The 21,434-nt window shown below is 57.8% G+C and carries 17 protein-coding genes; 5 read left to right on the forward strand and 12 right to left on the reverse strand.

Annotation, left to right across the window (positions count from 1 at the left end):
* The first annotated feature begins 87 nt into the window (after positions 1-87).
* Both FO268_RS17935 and FO268_RS17940 read left to right on the forward strand, forming a co-directional pair.
* Positions 88-999 (forward strand): LysR substrate-binding domain-containing protein, encoded by a 912-nt coding sequence (locus tag FO268_RS17935; RefSeq protein ID WP_150994611.1) that lies wholly within the window; start codon positions 88-90, stop codon positions 997-999.
* Positions 1,000-1,112: 113 nt separating this feature from the next.
* Complete coding sequence (locus FO268_RS17940) at positions 1,113-2,642, forward strand: WS/DGAT/MGAT family O-acyltransferase (protein WP_150994612.1); 1,530 nt, start codon at positions 1,113-1,115, stop codon at positions 2,640-2,642.
* A gap of 46 nt (positions 2,643-2,688) precedes the next feature.
* Here the strand turns inward: FO268_RS17940 and FO268_RS17945 are convergent, their stop codons facing one another.
* Positions 2,689-3,366 carry a DUF2057 family protein gene (locus FO268_RS17945; protein ID WP_150994613.1) on the reverse strand — a complete coding sequence of 226 codons (678 nt, stop codon included), beginning with the start codon at positions 3,364-3,366 and terminating at the stop codon, positions 2,689-2,691.
* Between the two features lie 270 nt (positions 3,367-3,636).
* Between FO268_RS17945 and FO268_RS17950 the strand changes: the two genes are divergently transcribed.
* Entirely contained in the window at positions 3,637-3,840 is a 204-nt protein-coding gene (locus tag FO268_RS17950) for a DUF6316 family protein (RefSeq protein ID WP_137437968.1), read from the forward strand.
* A 63-nt stretch (positions 3,841-3,903) separates the two neighbouring features.
* Here the strand turns inward: FO268_RS17950 and thiL are convergent, their stop codons facing one another.
* From thiL to glyA, 7 genes are all read right to left on the reverse strand, one after another.
* Complete coding sequence (gene thiL, locus FO268_RS17955) at positions 3,904-4,854, reverse strand: thiamine-phosphate kinase (protein ID WP_150994709.1); 951 nt, start codon at positions 4,852-4,854, stop codon at positions 3,904-3,906.
* 3 nt (positions 4,855-4,857) lie between these two features.
* Positions 4,858-5,334 (reverse strand): transcription antitermination factor NusB, encoded by a 477-nt coding sequence (gene nusB, locus FO268_RS17960; protein ID WP_150994710.1) that lies wholly within the window; start codon positions 5,332-5,334, stop codon positions 4,858-4,860.
* The gene (ribH, locus tag FO268_RS17965) at positions 5,334-5,810 is read right to left on the reverse strand and encodes a 6,7-dimethyl-8-ribityllumazine synthase (protein WP_150994614.1); all 477 of its coding nucleotides are present in this window, start codon (positions 5,808-5,810) and stop codon (positions 5,334-5,336) included. Before ribH ends, nusB begins: the two co-directional genes overlap by 1 nt.
* A 56-nt stretch (positions 5,811-5,866) precedes the next feature.
* Positions 5,867-6,982 (reverse strand): bifunctional 3,4-dihydroxy-2-butanone-4-phosphate synthase/GTP cyclohydrolase II, encoded by a 1,116-nt coding sequence (ribBA, locus tag FO268_RS17970; RefSeq protein WP_150994615.1) that lies wholly within the window; start codon positions 6,980-6,982, stop codon positions 5,867-5,869.
* 70 nt (positions 6,983-7,052) lie between these two features.
* Complete coding sequence (gene ribD, locus FO268_RS17975) at positions 7,053-8,168, reverse strand: bifunctional diaminohydroxyphosphoribosylaminopyrimidine deaminase/5-amino-6-(5-phosphoribosylamino)uracil reductase RibD (RefSeq protein WP_150994616.1); 1,116 nt, start codon at positions 8,166-8,168, stop codon at positions 7,053-7,055.
* Positions 8,165-8,683, reverse strand: coding sequence for a transcriptional regulator NrdR (gene nrdR, locus FO268_RS17980; protein WP_150994617.1), 519 nt, complete (start codon positions 8,681-8,683; stop codon positions 8,165-8,167). Before nrdR ends, ribD begins: the two co-directional genes overlap by 4 nt.
* A 66-nt stretch (positions 8,684-8,749) precedes the next feature.
* Positions 8,750-10,006 carry a serine hydroxymethyltransferase gene (gene glyA, locus FO268_RS17985; protein WP_150994618.1) on the reverse strand — a complete coding sequence of 419 codons (1,257 nt, stop codon included), beginning with the start codon at positions 10,004-10,006 and terminating at the stop codon, positions 8,750-8,752.
* 364 nt (positions 10,007-10,370) lie between these two features.
* Here glyA and ettA point away from each other — a divergent pair, with 364 nt between their 5' ends.
* Positions 10,371-12,032 (forward strand): energy-dependent translational throttle protein EttA, encoded by a 1,662-nt coding sequence (ettA, locus tag FO268_RS17990; RefSeq protein WP_150994619.1) that lies wholly within the window; start codon positions 10,371-10,373, stop codon positions 12,030-12,032.
* Entirely contained in the window at positions 12,032-13,411 is a 1,380-nt protein-coding gene (radA, locus tag FO268_RS17995) for a DNA repair protein RadA (RefSeq protein ID WP_150994620.1), read from the forward strand. Before ettA ends, radA begins: the two co-directional genes overlap by 1 nt.
* A 219-nt stretch (positions 13,412-13,630) precedes the next feature.
* Here the strand turns inward: radA and FO268_RS18000 are convergent, their stop codons facing one another.
* The 4 genes from FO268_RS18000 to gltB all read right to left on the reverse strand — a co-directional run bounded on the left by FO268_RS18000 (position 13,631) and on the right by gltB (position 21,376).
* Positions 13,631-13,999, reverse strand: a complete 369-nt coding sequence (locus FO268_RS18000) for a PilZ domain-containing protein (RefSeq protein WP_150994621.1) — start codon at positions 13,997-13,999, stop codon at positions 13,631-13,633.
* A 244-nt stretch (positions 14,000-14,243) separates the two neighbouring features.
* Positions 14,244-15,308, reverse strand: a complete 1,065-nt coding sequence (gene hemE / locus FO268_RS18005) for a uroporphyrinogen decarboxylase (protein WP_150994622.1) — start codon at positions 15,306-15,308, stop codon at positions 14,244-14,246.
* 123 nt (positions 15,309-15,431) lie between these two features.
* A complete protein-coding gene (locus tag FO268_RS18010) occupies positions 15,432-16,850 on the reverse strand; it encodes a glutamate synthase subunit beta (RefSeq protein WP_150994623.1) in 1,419 nt (472 codons plus the stop codon).
* A 77-nt stretch (positions 16,851-16,927) separates the two neighbouring features.
* Positions 16,928-21,376: a glutamate synthase large subunit gene (gltB, locus tag FO268_RS18015; RefSeq protein WP_150994624.1), complete on the reverse strand. Its 4,449-nt coding sequence runs from the start codon at positions 21,374-21,376 to the stop codon at positions 16,928-16,930.
* Between the last annotated feature and the right edge of the window lie 58 nt (positions 21,377-21,434).

Here is a 21,434-nt window from a genome sequence, read left to right on the forward strand (position 1 = left end):
ATCGCAAGAAATTAAAGGAAGAATACCGGCCACCCTGCTACGCTCTCAAACAATCAATTCTGGCCAACACAATCAGATAATTCGAACATGCACACAGCCATCACCATAGACGCCCTCAAGGTCCTTGATGCCATTGACCGCAAAGGCAGCTTCGCCGGCGCGGCCAACGAGCTCTTCCGCGTGCCCTCTGCCATAAGCTATACCGTCCAGAAGCTCGAAGAAGATCTCAACGTTGCCATCTTCGACCGCACCGGACACCGCGCGGCCCTCACCCCGGCGGGTCGCTACCTGCTGGAAGAAGGCCGCACCCTGCTGGAAGCTGCGGAAAACCTGGCCCATACCACCCGCCAGGTCGCACAGGGCTGGGAAACCCGCCTGCGCATCGGCTTCAACTCCCTGCTTCCGGCCGAATGCCTGTTCCCCGCGGTTAAAGAATTTTACGAACTCGGCGTGCCGGTGGAAGTGCAACTGGTGGAAGAAGTCTTTGCAGGCTCCTGGGATGCCCTGCAAAGCCGACGGGTGGACCTTGTCGTAGGCGCGGACCAGATCAGCAAGCCAGCCGGTTCGTTTACCACCACGCCCCTCGGGGAAATGCGGTTCGTCTACGCCATTGCGCCGGACCACCCCCTGACAACGGCCACGCAACCACTGAGAGAGGAAGATATTGCCCCCTTTCCCGCCGCCGTGGCCGCCGACACCTCTCGGTCATTGCCACCGGGCCACGCGGGCATATTCCGACGCCAGAGAACTATTACCGTCGCCAACATTGACCAGAAAATCGCTGTCCAGCAGGCGGGGCTGGCCGTGGGCTGGTTACCTGAAGCTCGCGTACGCAACCACCTGGCCAATGGCTCGCTGATTGCACTGGACGTACACGAGCCCCGGCAACCCATTATGCTCCACCTCGCAAGACACTCGGAGGATCAGGGCAAGGCGTTGATGTGGTTCTGGGAAAATCTGGGCAAGTCACCCGCCATTGCAGCCTGGCTGGAGGGCTGAATCCGGGTTGCTGGCCGAGGGGACCGACATCACACAGGCAAAATGGCCAACGGATAATCTCCTCATTCGTTTATACTGCCCCGACGCAAGAACCTGTGAACGGAGCTCAAACCATGCGGCAGTTGTCGGAGCTGGATGCCTCATTCCTCTATCTGGAATCGGAAACCGCCCCCATGCATATTGGCGGCATCTATCTTTTTGATGCCCGGGAGCGCGAGAAACCACTGGCTTTCAGCACCTTCGTTGCCTACCTGCGCAGCCGTCTCCATGTGGTGCCACTGTTCCGTCAGCGCCTCAAGGAAATCCCCCTGAGGCTTGGGCGCCCCTACTGGATTGATGATCCGGATTTCAGTATTGAACGGCACCTTGCCTACGTTAACCTTGGCGACCATGGCCAGCTGGGCAGCCTGATGGGATTGGCCTCCCGAATTCTTGAGGAACCTCTGAAGAGAGATCGCCCCCTGTGGCATATTACCTTCGTCGACGGCTTTCAGCTCGACGACAACGACCCCGACAGCAGGAGTTTCGCGCTGATCGTAAAACTCCACCATGCGGCCATTGATGCCTTCAGCGGCGAGGAAATCATTGGTAAGTTACTGGAGTACACACCGCACGCCCGTACCATTGATGCACCACGGCCATGGAACCCAAGGCCGCAACCGTCGGAAGAACGAGTGGTACTCCAGGCTGGGGCCAACCTGCTGCGTAAGCCCTTGCAGGTGACTTCGCTGGCCGTCAATGCGGCAGAGGCAACAGCCCGGGGACTCATCCAGAAACAGATGCGGAAACTGCCGTTACCCTTTCCCTTATTTTCCGCCCCCCATAGCCCGTTTAACCGACAGATCACCGCAAACCGCCAGATCATCTCCACCAGCCTGGACCTCTCCCGGCTCAAGGCCATCAAGGCAACGTTGGGCAATGTGACATTGAACGATGTGGTTCTGGGGCTTTGCGCTGAGACCCTGCGTCGCTATATGGCGAACCATGATGTGGAAACGGACCGTTCCCTGGTAGCCATGACGCCGATCTCGGTTCGCTCCAGCAGCCTGCGCAAAGCCACCGGAAACCAGATGTCTGCTATGCTGCTGGATCTGGCAACCAATGAGCCGGATCCGGCAAAGCGGATTCACCGCATCCACTGGAATGCAGTGGAATCCGAGCCCTACCGGGAAGCCATTGCGGCAGATCGCCTGACAGAACTGTTGCCTTCCACGATGCTGGCACTCTCGGCCCGGCTTTATTCCGAGCTACAGATCGCCCAGAGGTACCAGCCGGTGTTCAATCTGCCGATCACCAACGTACCGGGGCCGCAGGTTCCCCTATACCTTCAGGGGGCCCGACTGGTCCGGCAGTTCAACTCCGCACCTCTTTTTGACAGCCTGGGACTGGTTATCGTTGCAGTCAGTTACCAGGGCAGCCTCACTGTGAATTTCACCCTGTGCCCGGATGTGGTAGCCGACGGCGACTCGCTGACAGGACTGCTTGAGGACAGTCTGGCAGCCATAGAAAAGGCGGCAACGGTCCTCGCACCGGAGAGCGAGGAACCAGACTATCAGGCGGATAACCATAAGACCTTGACGGATGAGGCGCTCACCCTCATGGAAGGTGCCTTGAGAAAGGTGTTGAAACGCTTTCGGCATTGATCCCAGGCCGGGAGATCAGGGGTGGCGCCAGAACCACCCCACTGCGTTACTCGAACGCCCAGCGCAGGAAGGTACGCCGCTCTTCCTCAGTGGCTTCCCCCCAGAGCGCCTTGAGCTCTTCCAGTGTGCCTTCGCCTTCCGCACTGCCTGTACTACCGGAGTCGCCCCCACCTGAGCCCACAGGGGCCCGGGCCACTGCGGATTGCCCTGAAGAACGGCCATCCCACGCGCTTGCGGTGGCAACCACTTCACTGGAGGCATTTACTATATCAGCGGAAAAATCACCAGCAAAAGCCTCTGCTTCCTTCCTGTTCGCAGGGGGCTGAAAATCGAAACGGTAGGTTTCGCCGGGCTCGGCATCAATGGTCACTGCCTGAGGAGCGGTTTCAATAACATGCACCTTGGACTCGCCGTTGCGGACAACCCCGCTTTTTGCCCAGATGGTTTTGTAGGTGAACACAACGTGGTTTTCACCCGCAAGCAGATCAAAATCCAGCGCCAGATCGTCCATCAGGAAATTGGTCTGGCTACGACCATTAACCTGCTGCACCTTGATCTCGGCGGGTGCCTTGAGCACAGCCGTCCGGGATTCATCGGCGTCGCCTTCCCAGGTCTTCACATTACCCATGGTGGAGCTGCATCCGGCAAGAACAACCACTGCAGATAAAGCTGCGAGGAAGTAACTCGCTTTCTTGAAAATGGCCGAAACGTGATAGATACTCATACTATATCCTTGTGCAATACACCGTTAGTACCCGGCGGGTGGTCACTTGTGGTTGAAAGGCATTTTGAAGAGTGGCAACGCCAAGAGCAAGACATACCGCCTGTTTACAACAACCCGATGACATTTCGATTACGTAGACAGCGCCATGCCGGACCGATAATTGTAAAAAAATGTTGAATTCGGCAGGAATTGATTTAATTTTAAGCAATCGGCCAACAAAACATTCCACTGCCCGTCACTAGAAAAACGATAAAGGGCTCAGGAGAAAACATGGATACCCAACGTCGGTCCGGAGAAAACGGCCCCGCACCGTTCCGAAGCAGTCGATTCTTCTGCGTCGGAAGCAAGTGGTATTTCACCACCCGCGAGGGCTTTGACAGTGGCCCCTTCGCTTCCCGCCAACGCGCTGAGACCGGATTGAGACGTTTTTTGCATGTTGTGCGACTACTGCCGGAAGAACAGCAGATTCATTAAGCGGGACTCCGTTCCCGCTTGAGTAATTGTTGTGACAATGACCGGCTTGTCGCTGCTCACAAGTCAGGTGATGAAATGATCATAGCCACCGGCCCCGGAGGCCAGAGACTGACCATTGCTGCTTAAGACCAGACCGTGTCCGGCGTTCACTTCACCAATAATGGTCAGCCGGCTGCGAGTGTCTTCCGGCAGACTCTCCCAGGCGTTCGGGCTGATGGTGACGCACAACTCATAATCATCACCGGCATTCAGAGCCAGGTTGATCGCGCTTTCACCAACAAGGCGCTTCAGCGCTGCTGACAGCGGAAGCTTTGTGACGTCAATGGACGCAGCGACTCCGGATGCCTCCAGGATATGCCCCAGATCCGCCACCAGGCCATCGGAAATATCCACGGCGGCCGAAGCAATTCCACGCAGTGCAACACCGAGGCTCAGCCGTGGTTCGGGATAATGATATCTGGCCAGGACCGTCTGTTCATCAGCCCGCGGGGTGTGGCTCTCCAGATATTTCAATGCGGCTCCAGCCTCGCCGAGGGTGCCGGAAACACAGACATAGTCTCCGACCCGGGCACCAGAACGCAGAATCGCCTGCCCCTCGGGTACCGTCCCATGGACCTGAAGACTGAGCGTCAGCGGCCCACGGGTGGTGTCACCACCGGCGAGCGAGAGCCCGAAGCAACTCGCCGCCCTTGCCAGCCCACGGGCGTAGGCATGCAACCATTCCGGATCGGCGTCAGGAAGTGTCAGGGCAAGGGTAAAGCAGACGGGATCCGCCCCCATGGCAGCCAGATCACTGGCCGCCACGGCGAGGCTTCGCCAGCCAAGTTTTTCAGGGTCGTAGTGACGGGGGAAATGAACACCTTCAACCAGCGCGTCAACAGAAAAAACCAGGTCCCTCCCCGACTCGACTCGCTGAATGGCACAGTCGTCTCCGGGGCCGAGCAGAACCGCAGAGGTGTTTCCTGCCTCGGCGACAGGAAAGAAATAACGGCGGATCAGCTCGAACTCCCCCATCACTTAGCGCGGTCGGGTCTCGGCCAGGCGCAGGCGATGGCTAAGCTTATCAAGCAGGCTGTTAACGAACTTGTGGCCTTCGGTGCCGCCAAACTTCTTGGCCATCTCGATCCCTTCGTTGATCACTACCTTGTAGGGAACATCCAGCCGGTATTTCAGCTCGTAGGTGCCCAGCCGCACGATGGCCAGCTCAATGGCATCCACTTCATGTATGGGCCGGTCCAGGAAGGGCTCCAGCAGGCGATCCAGCTCGGCCTGTTCCCGATGAACACCCCTGAGGAGGTCGCGAAAATAGGCCGTATCAACCTTCGTCATATCATTGTCGACGATAAACTCGGACTCGATGTCCGTAATCGAGCTCTTGCTGAAGTGGCGCTGATACAGCCCCTGCATGGCAAGGGCCCGCGCCCTTCGCCTGTCGCCAGCCTTGGGCTGACCGGCCGGGGCCGGTTGCGCGGTACTGTCTTCTGGTGCGCTCATCATTCACCCAGCTTCTTGAAAAGGCTGACCATTTCCAGCGCTGTAATGGCCGCTTCGGCGCCTTTGTTGCCGGCTTTGGTGCCCGCACGCTCAATGGCCTGTTCGATGGAATCAACCGTCAGCACGCCAAACGTAACTGGCACATCGGTTTCCAGACTTACCGCCCCCAGGCCGCTGGACGCTTCACCGGCCACGTATTCGAAATGGGGAGTGCCACCACGAATAACGGCACCGAGAGCGATGATGGCGTCGTGGTTGCCAGTCTCGGCCACGCGCTTTACTGCCAGCGGCATTTCATAGGCACCGGGCACCCGCACAATAGTGATGTCGGCATCCGCAATGCCGTGACGACGCAAGGTATCGAGCGCGCCCTCCACCAGACTTTCCACCACAAAACCGTTAAAACGACCAACAACCAGCGCGTATTTGCCGCTGCAGCGGGTAAAATCACCTTCAATCACTTTGATATCTGCCATGAATGGCTCCTTCAGTGGCAACCCCGCCTTTTTTGGTGCGGCGTTGCCGGGGTTCATCATTCGGGGGTATAGGGCACGTATTCCACCACTTCCAGTTCAAAACCGGAAATTGCGGAAAATTTGATGGGTGGGCTTAACAGCCGCATTTTTCCAACACCAAGATCCCTCAGGATCTGTGATCCGGTGCCGACGGTAAAATAAACACCGGAACTGCCCTTGCCCGCAGACTTTTTGTCCTGTTCGAAAAATTCGTGGATACGGTCTTCAAGATTGTAGCTGTCTTCGGCGCTGTTGAGCAGAACCACGACGCCACGACCTTCACCGGCAACCTTTTCCAGCGCATGGTGGAGCGGCCAGCTGCGGGAATCCACCCGGCGGGCACCGAGCAGGTCTCGCAGGGTATCGGTGATGTGAACACGAACCAGCACTGGATCATCCGCGGATATCTCGCCCATCACCATGGCCAGATGAGTGGAGCCCTGAATGTTGTCGCGATAAGTGCGAAGGTTGAATACGCCGTATTCGGTGTCCAGATCGTACTGCTCCACGCACTCGATGGTGCGCTCGTTCAACGTGCGATAATGGATCAGGTCTGCAATGGTGCCAATCTTGAGGTCATGGATCTCGGCAAATTTCTCGAGATCTTCACGACGGGCCATAGAGCCATCGTCATTCATGATTTCGCAGATCACGCCAGCAGGTTCACATCCTGCCAGAGCTGCCAGGTCGCAGGAAGCCTCAGTATGGCCAGCGCGACTGAGGACGCCGCCCGGGTCCGACATCAGCGGGAAAATATGCCCCGGCTGAACCAGATCGGATGCCTTGGCATTGCGCGCGACCGCTGCCTGCACGGTGCGGGCACGGTCAGCAGCTGATATGCCAGTGGTTACGCCTTCGGTTGCCTCAATAGAAAGCGTGAACTTGGTGCCAAAACCGGAGGCATTCTGCTGGACCATTAACGGCAAGCCAAGTTGTTCGCACCGTTGCCGGGTCATAGGCATACAGATGAGGCCACGACCAAACCGGGCCATGAAATTAATGGCCTCCGGCGTGCAGTGCTCGGCCGCCATCACGAGATCGCCTTCGTTTTCCCGGTCTTCATCATCCATCAGGATAACCATCTTGCCCTGACGAATGTCTGCGATAATGTCTTCTATGCTGTTCAGTGCCATACCGTTTTTTGCACCCTTTTGGTCTGACCGCGCTGTTACCCGCTGCAGCCCACCATGAATTTAATACCCGTTAGGCCGGCGCCAGGATCAGTCGCTGATCCTCACCCAGCTGACGGCGATCCAGCACTTTCCATTGTACCTTGTCCGCCATGGATTCCAGCGGCAGATTGGCCGTTGGCCGGCCAGTACTGCCCAGGAACACCGGTGCCTGATAGAGCCAGAGCTCATCAACCAGGTGCTCATTGATAAAGGTTCCGGCCAGCGTCGGGCCGGCTTCCACCAGGAGTTCGTTGATGCCCAGCTCACCCAGCGAGTCCAGGAGTTCACGGACATCGATTCCGTTGTCTTTCCAGGCAACGCCTGTAAGGCCGACCCCAAGCGCTGCGAGATCCTGCGCCTGGGCGGTTGGCAATGTGGGAGACGCGCAGTAAACCTGAACATTGCCTCCCTGGAGGATGGTAGCATCAGGAGGCGTGCGGGCATCCCGGTCGGCAATTACCCGCAGGGGCTGCCTTGACGGTTCCGTGGCATCACCAATGTCTCCCAGTTCGCCCCTGCGCACGGTCAGGGAGGGATTGTCAGCCAAAACCGTTCCCACACCGGTCAGGATGGCATCGCTGATAGCCCTCAGACGCTGCACGTCGCGGCGGGCTGCTTCACCCGTAATCCACTGGCTTTCGCCTGAGGCCATGGCGGTTCTTCCGTCCAGACTGGCCGCCATTTTAAGCCGAACGTAGGGGCGGCCCACATTCATCCGCTTCATGAAACCGGGATTTAGCCGCACGGCCTCCTCTGCCAGCAAGCCTTCAGTGACCCGAACGCCCGCCTCACGAAGCATATCCAGCCCACGACCCGAGACAGACGGGTTGGGGTCCTTGGTGGCGGCAAACACATGAGCCACGCCGGCCTCGATCAGAGCTTTTGCACAAGGCGGGGTTCGCCCGAAATGGCTACAGGGCTCCAGCGTAACGTAGGCCGTTGCACCACGGGCATCCGGTCCTGCCTGGCTCAGTGCCCGGATCTCCGCATGGGCCTCACCGGCCCGTTCGTGCCAGCCTTCGCCAAGAATCCTGCTGCCACTGGCGATCACGCAACCCACGCGAGGGTTGGGATGGGTAGAATAGCGGCCCCGCCAGGCCAGCTGCACAGCCCTGGCCATGAACGCGGTGTCCTGGGCGTCGATCATGGCTTTCCTTTGGAGGAATGGTTATCTGCCAGAACCTTGGCCACATCCACAGGGTCGTCGCCCGAGGTGGCGGAGAGCCGCTCGATCTCTTCCTTGAACTCGTTTACATCCTGAAAGCTGCGATAGACCGAGGCAAACCGAACGTAGGCAACTTTGTCCAGTTGCCGCAACTCCGTCATCACCTCTTCACCCAACTGCATGGATTTTACTTCCCGCTCGCCGGTAGCCCGTAACCGGAACCTGATACGGTTGAGCGCCGCCTCGATTTCCTCGATGCTGACAGGGCGTTTTTCCAGAGCTTTCATCAGGCCCGCCCTCAGCTTCTCCTCATCAAACGGCTGACGTGTACCATCCTGTTTGACCACACGGGGCATCACTAATTCGGCGGATTCAAAGGTGGTAAAACGCTCACGACAGGACAGACACTCCCTGCGGCGACGCACCTGATCACCCTCGGCCACCAGCCTGGAGTCGATTACCTTGGTATCCGCTTCACCACAGAAAGGACAATGCATAAACTGAAGCTCCTGCAATCCGTCAGGCGTTGCGCTGCAAAGCGCCTGACGGTGCGTTAGGGCTGATTAGCCGGCGTATACCGGGAAACGATCACACAGCCCGGCGACCTGCTCACGAACCCGGTCATTAACCGCTTCGTCTTCCAGGTTATCCAGAATGTCACACATCCAGCCCGCCAGATCGCGACACTCGGACTCACCAAAGCCGCGGGTCGTGACCGCCGGGGTACCGATACGCAGGCCAGAGGTCACGAACGGTGAGCGAGGGTCGTTCGGAACCGCATTCTTGTTTACAGTGATGTGGGCGCGGCCAAGGGCGGCATCCGCGTCCTTCCCGGTAATATCCTGCTTGATCAGGCTGACCAGGAACAGGTGGTTCTCGGTGCCGCCGGAAATCACATCAAAACCACGTGACACAAACACCTCAGCCATGGCTTTGGCATTTTTGATTACCTGCTTCTGATAGGCCTTGAATTCATCACTCATGGCTTCCTTGAAGCAGACGGCCTTGGCCGCAATCACGTGCATCAGCGGGCCGCCCTGACCGCCGGGGAACACTGCAGAGTTCAGCTTCTTCTGCAGATCAGCGTCATCACAGGCCAGAATCAAACCGCCACGGGGACCACGCAATGTCTTGTGGGTAGTGGTCGCGACGACATGGGCGTGAGGAATCGGGTCCGGGTAAACGCCAGCCGCTACCAGGCCTGCAACATGCGCCATGTCCACAAACAGGTAGGCGCCAATCTTGTCTGCAATCTCACGGAAACGGGCAAAGTCCAGGGCCTGGGAATAGGCCGAGAAGCCGGCAATGATCATCTTCGGCTTGTGCTCTACGGCAAGGCTTTCCACTTCATCGTAGTCGATCAGGCCGGTATCCGGGTTCAGGCCATACTGCACGGCGTTATAGATCTTGCCGGAGAAGTTGACGCTGGCACCATGGGTCAGGTGGCCGCCATGGGCGAGGCTCATGCCAAGAACGGTATCGCCTGGCTTGAGCAGCGCCATGAAAACGGCAGAGTTGGCCTGGGATCCGGAGTGTGGCTGCACATTGGCATAAGCTGCGCCAAACAGCTCCTTGGCTCGACTGATGGCCAGGTCTTCAGCGATATCCACAAACTCGCAACCACCGTAATAACGCTTGCCGGGATAGCCTTCCGCATACTTGTTGGTCAGCACGCTGCCCTGGGCTTCCATCACCCGCGGGCTGGTATAGTTTTCAGACGCGATCAGCTCAATATGAGCTTCCTGGCGTTTCTCTTCCGCCTGCATGGCGTTCCAGAGCTCGTCGTCAAAGCCGGCGATTTTCATATCACGATTAAACATGGATGCGCTGCCCCTGTGTGCTTAGCTGCCCGAAAAATGGGCCGCTATTCTATCTTACAAATGGGTAAAAAATCACCCTTTACGCCGTCCGCAGATACCGACACGCGGCCAGGGAGGGTTTTTGCTCAATTGCTATCCCTGTTTGGTTTCGATACCTTACTTGGTCAATATTCATTGGTTGCGGCTACTGTACTATGGAGTACCGGCCATCGGGCAGGGCGTTCCGGGATACGCTGTGAATACGTCCCTGTACGCTCGACAAAATCATCCATGATTTTGACGATCCCGGATCGCCCTGCCCGATGGGCTCAGCCCGACACCCTCAGTGATTCAATCTCTTATTTCGCAAGAGGATTCTGACAGCATGGCCCAATATGTATACACCATGAACCGCGTGGGCAAGGTGGTTCCTCCCAAGCGTGAAATTCTGAAAGACATTTCCCTTAGCTTTTTTCCGGGCGCCAAGATCGGCGTACTGGGCCTCAATGGCGCCGGTAAGTCCACGTTGCTACGTATTATGGCCGGTATAGATCAGGATTACATTGGTGAAGCCCGCCCCCAGCCCGGCATCAACGTGGGTTACTTGCCTCAGGAGCCCGAGCTGGATGACAGCAAGACCGTCAAGGAAATTGTCGACGAGGCGGTTTCCGGAATTCATGACGCCCTGGCCGAGCTGGACCAGGTCTATGCCGCCTACGCAGAGCCAGATGCCGATTTTGATGCGCTAGCCAAAAAGCAGGGGAAGCTGGAAGCCTTTATTCAGGCCAGCGATGGGCATGATATCGAGCGCAAGATGGAAGTCGCCGCCGACGCCCTGCGCCTGCCAGCCTGGGATGCGCCGGTCAAGAATCTGTCTGGCGGGGAGCGTCGCCGCGTTGCACTTTGCCGTCTACTGCTCTCCAGCCCGGACATGCTGCTTCTGGACGAGCCCACCAACCATCTGGACGCGGAATCCGTGGCCTGGCTGGAGCGCTTCCTGCACGACTATACCGGCACCGTAGTGGCTATTACCCACGATCGTTACTTCCTGGATAACGTGGCCGGCTGGATCCTGGAGCTGGACCGTGGCCAGGGTATCCCTTTCGAGGGCAACTACAGCCAGTGGCTGGAGAACAAGGAAAAGCGCCTTGAGGTGGAAGCCAAGCAGGAGGCTTCCCGCCAGAAGAGCATCAAGCACGAGCTGGAGTGGGTGCGCAGTAACGCCAAGGGCCGACAGTCGAAGAGCAAGGCCCGCCTGGCCCGCTTTGAGGAGATGAGCTCCCAGGAGTTCCAGAAGCGCAACGAAACCAACGAGCTTTACATCCCGCCCGGACCACGTCTGGGTGACAAGGTGATTGAGGTGGACGGCATCAGCAAATCCTTCGATGACCGGCTGCTGTATGAGGATGTATCCTTCAGCGTTCCCCCGGGCGCCATCGTGGGCATTATCGGCGGCAACGGCGCCGGCAAATCCACCCTCTTCCGCATGATTGCGGGTTATGACAAGCCAGATAGCGGCTCCATAACGGTTGGCGAGACGGTAAAACTGGCCTACGTGGACCAGATGAGGGATCTCAACGGCGACAACACCGTCTGGGAAGAGCTCAGCGACGGTAACGACATCATGAAGATCGGCAACTACGAAACCCCGTCACGGGCTTATGTGGGCCGGTTCAACTTCAAGGGCTCTGATCAGCAGAAGCGCGTGGCGGACCTGTCCGGTGGTGAGCGCAACCGCCTGCATCTGGCGAAGCTGTTGAAAGAAGGCGGCAACGTACTGCTGCTGGACGAACCTACCAACGACCTGGACGTGGAAACTCTCCGCGCCCTGGAAGAAGCCTTGCTGAACTTCCCCGGCTCCGCCCTGGTCATTTCCCACGACCGCTGGTTCCTGGACCGGGTGGCCACCCATATCCTGGCGTTCGAGGATGACGGCGAAGTGGTCTACTTCGAGGGTAACTTCAGCGAATATGATGAGGACCACAAGAAGCGCAAGGGCGATTCGGCGATGGTGCCGCAGCGGATGAAGTATAAGAAGCTGGCGTAATGGCGAAAACCAGAACTGCCTTCGTCTGCACCGAATGCGGTGCTGATTATTCCAAGTGGCAGGGCCAGTGCACCGCCTGCCAGGCCTGGAACACCATCAGCGAGGTCCGCGGCGTCAGTGGCGGCAATGCCAAGGGTGCCCGCGGGGCACGCTTCGAGGGCTTTGCAGGTAGTCTGTCGGAAGTAAAAAGCCTGGACGACGTCAGCCTTGCCGAACAGCCTCGCATCAGTTCCGGCATGCAGGAGTTCGATCGCGTTCTGGGTGGCGGGCTTGTGGAAGGTTCTGCCATTCTCATGGGCGGCCATCCCGGTGCTGGCAAGAGTACCCTGCTGCTGCAGGCGGTCTGTCACCTGGCATCCAGCGTACCTGCTCTCTATGTAACCGGTGAAGAGTCACTGCAACAGGTTGCCATGCGCGCCAAGCGCCTGGGGCTGCCCACCAAAGACCTTAAGATGCTATCCGAGACCAGCGTGGAGCGGGTGATGCAGGTAGCGGAGATCGAAAAGCCCCGCATTCTGGTGGTGGACAGTATCCAGGTGATGCATGTGGCCGAAACCGAATCCGCCCCGGGCAGCGTATCCCAGGTGCGGGAGAGTGCCGCTTACCTGACTCGCTTTGCCAAACAGACCGGAACAATCCTCTTCCTGGTAGGGCACGTCACCAAAGATGGTAGCCTCGCCGGCCCCAAGGTGCTGGAGCACATGATCGACTGCTCTATCCTGCTGGAAGGCTCCAGTGACAGCCGTTACCGCACCCTGCGTGGCATCAAGAATCGTTTTGGCGCAGTGAACGAGTTGGGCGTGTTTGCAATGCTGGAACAGGGGCTCAAGGAAGTTAAAAATCCCAGCGCCATATTCCTTAATCGTGGCGAGGAGGCGGCCCCGGGCAGTGTCGTTATGGTGGTCTGGGAGGGCACACGGCCAATGCTGGTGGAGATCCAGGCGTTGGTGGATATGGCCCAGGGGGGCTACCCAAGGCGTGTTGCGGTGGGGTTGGACCAGAACCGGCTGGCAATGCTTCTGGCGGTACTGCATCGCCATGGGGGCATGCATGTATCGGATCAGGATGTATTCGTAAATGTGGTGGGTGGCGTGAAGGTCAACGAGACCAGCGCGGACCTGGCGCTGCTAGCTGCCATTGTGTCGTCCTTCCGCGACCGGGCCCTGCCCCAGGATCTGGTGATCTTTGGTGAAGTCGGCCTGTCCGGCGAAATCCGGCCTGTACCCAGTGGCCAGGAACGCATCTACGAGGCTGCCAAGCACGGCTTTACTCGTGCCCTGGTGCCGAAATCCAACGCACCTCGAAAGTCTATTGAAGGAATGAAAGTTATTCCCGTGACCAAGCTTAGTGATGCCCTGACGGCTTTGGAGGAGCTTTAAGCTCTGGAACCTAGCCTGCTTGGTCAGGTGTATGGGAGGGGTTGGTAACACCTTTCCAAAAAACGCTTCAAGCACATCCATGTGCGCTTGGGCTCCGCCATCCCTGGCTCCGCACATTTTTGGAAAGGTGTTACCAACCCCTCCCCCATAATATGCAGCTATCTCGTCACCGTAGGTCGGATTAGGCCGACAGGCCGTAATCCGACAAAAACCATCAGGTTACTCAATCAAATGCGCAAACTCCCTCTCCAGCAGCGCCTGATCCCCCAGATTCAACTCCACCAGCCGCTTCAGATGAGTCGCACTCTCAAGATCAATATACTGACACTTGAACCCCAACCGATGCTCTTCAATATGCCGTAACGCCACCGCCATCACGATCGCGGCTTTATGATCATCAAGGTGGATAATCACCTCGCACGGCTGTTTCAACGGAACATTCCATCCCTTCGGCCGCTGCACCAGAACGCCCTTCAGTGAAATATCCAATACCTCGGTCGGCCACACTTCATCCTGGCAATGCAGTTCACACTCGGCATCGAAGGATATTCGGTGGAAACGACGTTTTTCGGGAGATTTGGCTGGCAAGATTTACTCCTGGTTACCGGTCTTGTCTGATATGACTATAGACCCCACAGGAGCTTCTATCTAGCGTCAACACCGAACAGGGGACTCTGCGGAGCGATAACTCGAAAGTGGGGCAGAGGGTGGTTGCCGGGCCGTTCCAAAACCGTGGAGCGCCATGGATGGCGCGACCGAGCCCTCCAGGGATGGATTCACGGGCGTGTTTTGGAACGGCCCGGCAACCGCCCGATACTCCCAACTATCAGTCTTAATTATGATAGCCGGGGCTAAGCTCAGTTACCGCGCGAATAAACGCCCCGGCATGCTCCGGATCCACGTCCGGGGTGATCCCATGCCCGAGGTTGAAGATATGCCCCGGCCCAGAGCCGTAACGGGACAGGATATCCGCCACTTCCTGACGAATCCGCTCCGGCGGCGCATACAGCATGGCCGGGTCCATATTGCCCTGCAAGGCAACCTTGTCGCCAATACGGGCACGTGCGTTGGCGATGTCTGTTGTCCAGTCCAGACCGACTGCATCAGCCCCCGAATCCGCGATGGACTCCAGCCACTGACCGCCGTTCTTGGTAAACAGGATAACCGGCACATGGCGCCCCTCGTTCTCACGAATCAGGCCAGCGACGATCTTCTTCATGTAATTCAGGGAAAATTCCTGATAGGCCCAACTGCTAAGCACACCGCCCCAGGTATCAAAAATCTGCACTGCCTGGGCGCCGGCGCGGATCTGGCCGTTGAGGTAATCAATGACCGAGTCTGCCAAATGATCCAACAGCTGGTGCATCACCTCGGGTTGGCTGTACATCAGCTTCTTGGCTTCGCGAAAGTCCTTGGAAGAGCCGCCTTCAATCATGTAAGTGGCCAGAGTCCAGGGGCTGCCAGAGAACCCAATCAGCGGAACGCTGCCATTGAGGGCACCCCGGATCGTGAAGACGGCATTCATTACGTAGTCCAGATCCACTTCCGCATTGATCTTCGGCAGGGCGGCCACATCGGCCGCAGACCGAATGGTATTCCGGAATTTCGGGCCTTCTCCGGTTTCGAAATACAAGCCAAGCCCCAGGGCATCCGGGATGGTGAGGATATCCGAAAACAGGATGGCAGCATCCAGAGGGAAACGCTCCAGGGGCTGGAGGGTCACTTCGCATGCCAGCGGGGTATTCTTGCAGAGACTGAGAAAATCCCCGGCTTTGGCGCGAGTGGCACGGTATTCCGGCAAGTATCGGCCGGCCTGACGCATCATCCACACCGGTGTGCGATCAACGGGCTGACGCATCAGCGCGCGCAGAAAACGGTCATTTTTCAGCTCGGTCATAGCATTCCCAGTCTGCTGTCTTTCAAAAGTTTGGAGGGCAATGATACCCGGTTTGTGGCAATAAAAAAGGGCGACCCGCGTTCAGCAAGCCGCCCTTCTGATCCCGGTCAAAACCAGAGGCGATCAGATATCGAGATAATCCATGATGCCTTCGGCGGCCTGGCGACCTTCCCAGATAGCAGTTACGACGAGATCCGAGCCGCGGACCATGTCGCCGCCGGCAAAAATCTTGGGATTGCTCGTCTGGAAGCCGAATTCCACATCCTCCGGGGCGCTGACACGGCCGGAATCATCAGTGTTTACGTTCAGCTCGTCAAACCAGTCGGCTGGGCTCGGGCGGAAACCAAAAGCCACCAGCACCGCATCGGCGGGAATAACTTCCTCGCTACCGGCAACCACTTCCGGACGGCGACGGCCATTCTCGTCAGGCTCACCAAGACGGGTCTGAACCACCTTCACTCCCTCGACCCGATCCTCGCCAATTATAGCGATCGGCTGACGGTTGAACATGAATTTGACGCCCTCTTCCTTGGCGTTCGACACTTCACGCCGGGAGCCCGGCATGTTCTTCTCGTCACGCCGGTAAGCGCAGGTCACACTCGCTGCCTGCTGGCGAATGGATGTGCGGTTGCAGTCCATGGCGGTATCACCACCACCGAGCACCACCACGCGCTTGCCTTTCATATCGATGAAGTCGTCGGTATTTTCTTCGAAACCGAGGCGGCGGTTAACGTTGGAAACCAGGAATGGCAAAGCATCATGAACGCCTGGCAGATCCTCGCCAGGGAAACCGCCTTTCATGTAGGTGTAGGTTCCCATGCCCATGAATACGGCATCGTACTCTTCAAGAATGTCCGCCATTGCGACGTCTTTGCCCACTTCCGTGGAAAGACGGAATTCCACACCCATTTCCTCGAATATCTTGCGGCGACGGCTCATCACTGATTTTTCCAGCTTGAACTCGGGAATGCCGAAGGTCAGCAGGCCGCCAATTTCCGGGTAGATATCGAACACCACAGGCTTTACGCCATTGCGCACCAGCACGTCTGCGCAACCCAGACCCGCCGGCCCGGCACCAATCACCGCAACCTTTTTGTCCGTCCACTTAACGGCGGACATGTCGGGCTTCCAGCCCAGCGCGAAGGCAGTGTCGGTAATGTACTTTTCGACAGATCCGATAGTTACTGCACCATAGCCGTCGTTCAGGGTACAGGCGCCCTCACACAGACGATCCTGGGGGCAGACCCGGCCGCAGACTTCCGGCAGCGAGTTGGTCTGATGACACAACTCCACTGCCTTCATGATATTCCCTTCAGACACCAGCTTCAGCCAGTTGGGAATGTAGTTATGGACCGGGCATTTCCACTCACAATAGGGGTTACCGCACTCGAGACACCGATGTGCCTGGGATGCCGCATGATCCTGAGTGAATGGATGATAGATTTCACCAAACTCTTTCTTGCGCTTCTTTGCCGGTACTTTCTTGGGGTCAATACGCCCTACTTCGACAAACTGGAAGTCGTTACTCAGTCGTTCTTTCATTATGAAGCTCTCATCAAACTCAATTTCGACATAGGCGTTACCACAACGGCAACGCCCCGACCCTGTTCCACTCGCCGTTACTCGGGACGTGCCCGGGTACTGGCCAGCAGGCTGCGAAGATTCGCTGCCTTGGGCTTGACCAGCCAGAAACGGCCTATGTAGTCGTCGAAATTGTCAAGAATATGCTCTGCCCACTCACTCGCGGTTTCGGAAATGTGCTCCCGGACAACGCCACGGAGGTGGTTCCGGTAAGATTCCATTTCTTCACTGGAGATACGCTGGATTTCCACCAGCTCATGGTTGTACTTGTCCACGAAGGTGTTATTCAGATCCAGCACATAGGCAAAACCACCGGTCATACCGGCACCGAAATTGTGGCCGGTACTTCCCAGCACGGTGACCAGACCACCGGTCATGTATTCACAACAGTGATCACCTACGCCTTCCACAACAGCATGGGCACCGGAATTGCGCACACCGAAGCGCTCACCGGCAGTACCGGCCGCAAACAGTTTGCCCCCCGTGGCACCATACAGGCAGGTGTTGCCCACAATCGAGGTATCCTGGGATTTGAAGCCACTGCCGGATGGTGGCCGAACCACCAGCTTACCACCGGTCATGCCTTTACCCACATAATCGTTGGCATCCCCCTCAAGAAGCAGGTTAAGGCCACCCACGTTCCAGACCCCGAAGCTCTGGCCAGCGGTGCCGGTCAGCTCGAGCGTAATCGGCGCAGAAACCATGCCCTGATTGCCATGTAGCTGAGCAATCTCACCAGACAGGCGGGCACCGATCGAACGATCACAGTTGGTGACCCTGTAGGACCAGGTACCACCGGCCTTGGCCGCTATGGCATCAGCCGTGTCTTTCACCATCTGCTCAGCCAGCTTACCTTGATCAAACGGATGGTTACGCTCGACCTGACAGGTGTTGGGCTTGTCCGCAGGAATATGGTCGTTCGACAGCAGCCGTGTCAGATCCAGCTTTTTCTGGCGCGGGGTATCGCCCGGCAGGCGCTCCAGCAGGTCCACCCGACCCACCAGCTCCTCCAGACTGCGAACACCAAGCTTGGCCAGCCACTCCCGGGTTTCTTCCGCTACGAAACGGAAGAAGTTCATGGCCATTTCCACGGTGCCCTTGAAATGCTCCTCTCGCAGGTGCTCATTCTGGGTCGCAACACCGGTCGCACAGTTGTTAAGGTGACAGATCCGCAGGTATTTACAGCCAAGCGCCACCATCGGCGTGGTGCCAAAGCCAAAGCTTTCAGCGCCGAGAATGGCCCCCTTGACCACATCCAGACCGGTCTTGATGCCTCCATCAGTTTGCAGCCGGATCTTGCCGCGCAGGTCGTTGGCCCGCAGCGCCTGCTGGGTTTCACTCAGGCCGAGCTCCCAGGGAGAGCCTGCGTAACGAATGGAGGTGAGCGGGCTGGCCGCTGTACCCCCGTCGTAACCGGACACGGTAATCAGATCCGCATAGGCTTTGGCTACACCGGCGGCGATGGTGCCGACGCCGGGCTCGGAAACCAGTTTCACGGAAACCAGGGCGTTCGGGTTGACCTGCTTGAGATCAAAAATCAGCTGAGCCAGGTCCTCGATCGAATAGATGTCGTGATGTGGAGGGGGCGAAATCAGCGTCACCCCGGGTACCGAGTAGCGCAAGCGCGCGATGAGATCATTGACCTTACCACCGGGCAACTGGCCACCCTCACCGGGTTTGGCGCCCTGGGCCACCTTGATCTGCATGACATCGGCACTGCGCAGATACTCGGCTGTCACACCAAAACGGCCTGATGCCACCTGCTTGATCTTGGAGCGCTTCTCGGTACCGTAGCGGGCAGGGTCCTCCCCACCTTCGCCAGAGTTCGAGCGACCACCCAAGGTATTCATGGCTACCGCAAGGGCCTCGTGGGCCTCAGGAGACAGAGCACCCAGAGACATAGCTGCAGAATCGAAGCGCGGGAAGATATTCTCCACCGGCTCCACTTCCGACAAATCGATGGCCTTGATGTCTTTACGGAAGCCCAGCAGGTCTCGCAGCGTGGAAACCGGGCGTTCGTTTACCAACCCGGCGTATTCCATATACTGCCCGTAATCGCCGCTGGTAACTGCCTCTTGCAGCCTGGCAATCACATCCGGGTTGAAGGCGTGATATTCCTGGCCATGAACATACTTCAGCAGACCACCCGGGGAAATCGGCTTGCGGGGCTTCCAGGCGACCGCCGCCAATTGCTCCTGATCCTGCTGGAAATCAAAGAATCCGGCCCCCTGAATGCGACTGGGGACGCCCTTGAAACACAAATCCACCACTTCATCTGCCAGACCGATGGCTTCGAACAACTGGGCGCCACGGTAGGAGGTGATGGTTGAGATGCCCATCTTGGACAGAATCTTCAGCAGCCCCTTGTTGATGCCCTTGCGATAATTGTTCTTCGCATCTATGGGATCCATCATCAGTTCGCCAGTACGGATCAGGTCATTGAGCACCTGATACGCCAGATACGGGTAGACCGCCGTGGCACCAAAGCCAAACAGGACGGCGAAATGGTGAGGATCACGGGCCCAGCCGGTTTCTACCAGTATGTTGGAGTCACACCGCAGGCCTTTTTTGACCAGGTGGTGATGCACCGCGCCAGTCGCCATCATGGCGTTTACAGGCAGCTCACCCTCTTTCAGGTCCTTATCCGTCAGGATCAGGATAACCTTACCGCTACGGACCGCCTGCTCGGCATCGTCGCATACCTTCCTCACAGCCTGCTCAAGCCCCATTTCGGGGCTATAGCTCATACTGATGCGGGCAACCTCAAAACCTGGCCGATCGTTATTGGCGATCTTAAGGAACTTGGCCGGTGACAGCACTGGCGTTGTCAGGATAATCCGGTTGGCGTGCTCGGCTGTTTCCTCGAACACGTTACGCTCGGCGCCAATGCAGGTCTCCAGAGACATCACGATGGATTCGCGCAATGGATCTATAGCGGGGTTGGTCACCTGGGCAAACTTCTGCCGGAAGTAATCCGCCACATGACGGACACGGCTGGACAGAACCGCCATGGGGGTGTCATCACCCATCGAGCCCACTGCTTCCTGGCCGTTCTCAGCCAGCGGACGCAGCACCTGGTCCCGCTCCTCGTAGGACACCATGAACATCTTCTGGTGTATGTGCAGCTCATCAGACTGCATCAGTTTGAAATCGGGGGTGTCCTGGTTCAGCGTGGTTTCCACCCGCAGAGAATTTTCCCGCAGCCAGCGCTTGTAGGGCTGGGCCGACTTCAGGCGGTCATCCACGTCTTTGGTGTGCAGCAATTCGCCTGATTCGGTATCAATGGCCAGCATCTGCCCCGGGCCTACCCGGCCCTTAGCTACCACATCTTCTGGCTTGTAACCGTAGGTGCCGATTTCGGATGCCAGGGTGATGAAATCATCTTTCGTGATTACCCAGCGGGCCGGGCGAAGGCCATTGCGATCAAGCATACAGACGGCATAGCGGCCGTCAGACAGAACCAGGCCGGCCGGGCCGTCCCATGGCTCCATGTGCATGGAGTTGTATTCGTAGAAGGCCCGCAACTCGGAATCCATGGTGTCCACGTTCTGCCAGGCAGGCGGAATCATCATCCGTACGGCACGGAACAGATCGACACCGCCGGCCAGCAGGACTTCCAGCATATTGTCCATACTGGAAGAGTCGGAACCGGTCAGATTCACCAGTGGCTGCAGGGTTTGCAGGTCCGGCAGTTCCGGTGCGCTGAACTTGGCTGCACGGGCGATGGCCCAGTTACGGTTGCCATCAACGGTATTAATTTCGCCATTGTGGGCCAGGTAACGGAACGGCTGGGCCAGCGGCCAGCGCGGCATCGTATTGGTGGAGAAGCGCTGGTGGAAAACACAGATAGCCGTCTGCAGGTCCGGATCACCAAGATCCTTGTAGAAATTCGCCAGGTCTGCCGGCATCATCAGGCCCTTGTAGGCCAATGTGCGATGGGACAGGCTGCAAATGTAGAACTCGGAATCATCCGCCATATCGCGTTCGGCGTGGCGGCGACCAACGAACAGCGCGATGGCAAATTCCTGCTCGGTCTTTGCAGCAGGCACCACAAATACCTGCTCAATCCATGGCAGACAATCCAGCGCCATGGGCCCGAGACAACTGTCGTCGGTCGGCACCTTGCGCCAACCCATGATTTCCAGGCCCTGCTCTGTGAGGCGCTTTTCCACGGCTGCACGGCCTGCCGCTGCCTTGGTTTCATCCGGGTTAAGGAACACCTGCCCCACAGCGAACTGCCCTTCAGGCTCCTTGCCAAACTCCGCTTTCGCAGCCTTTCGCAAAAAGGCATCGGGGCTCTGGATCAGGAGGCCACAGCCATCGCCGGTCTTTCCGTCTGCAGCGATACCACCGCGGTGGGTCATGCAGGTCAGCGACTCGATGGCAGTTTGCAACAACTTGTGGCTGGCCTCACCCTTCATGTGGGCGATCAGGCCGAAGCCGCAGTTGTCCCTGAATTCATCGGGATGATACAAACCTGTCATCATAAGCGTTCTCTCGCGTAGAAATGCTTTTCAATCAAAGGGTTACTCGAACAAATGCAAT

Origin of the sequence: Marinobacter denitrificans (assembly GCF_008795955.1) — a bacterium.
Lineage (GTDB): Bacteria > Pseudomonadota > Gammaproteobacteria > Pseudomonadales > Oleiphilaceae > Marinobacter > Marinobacter denitrificans.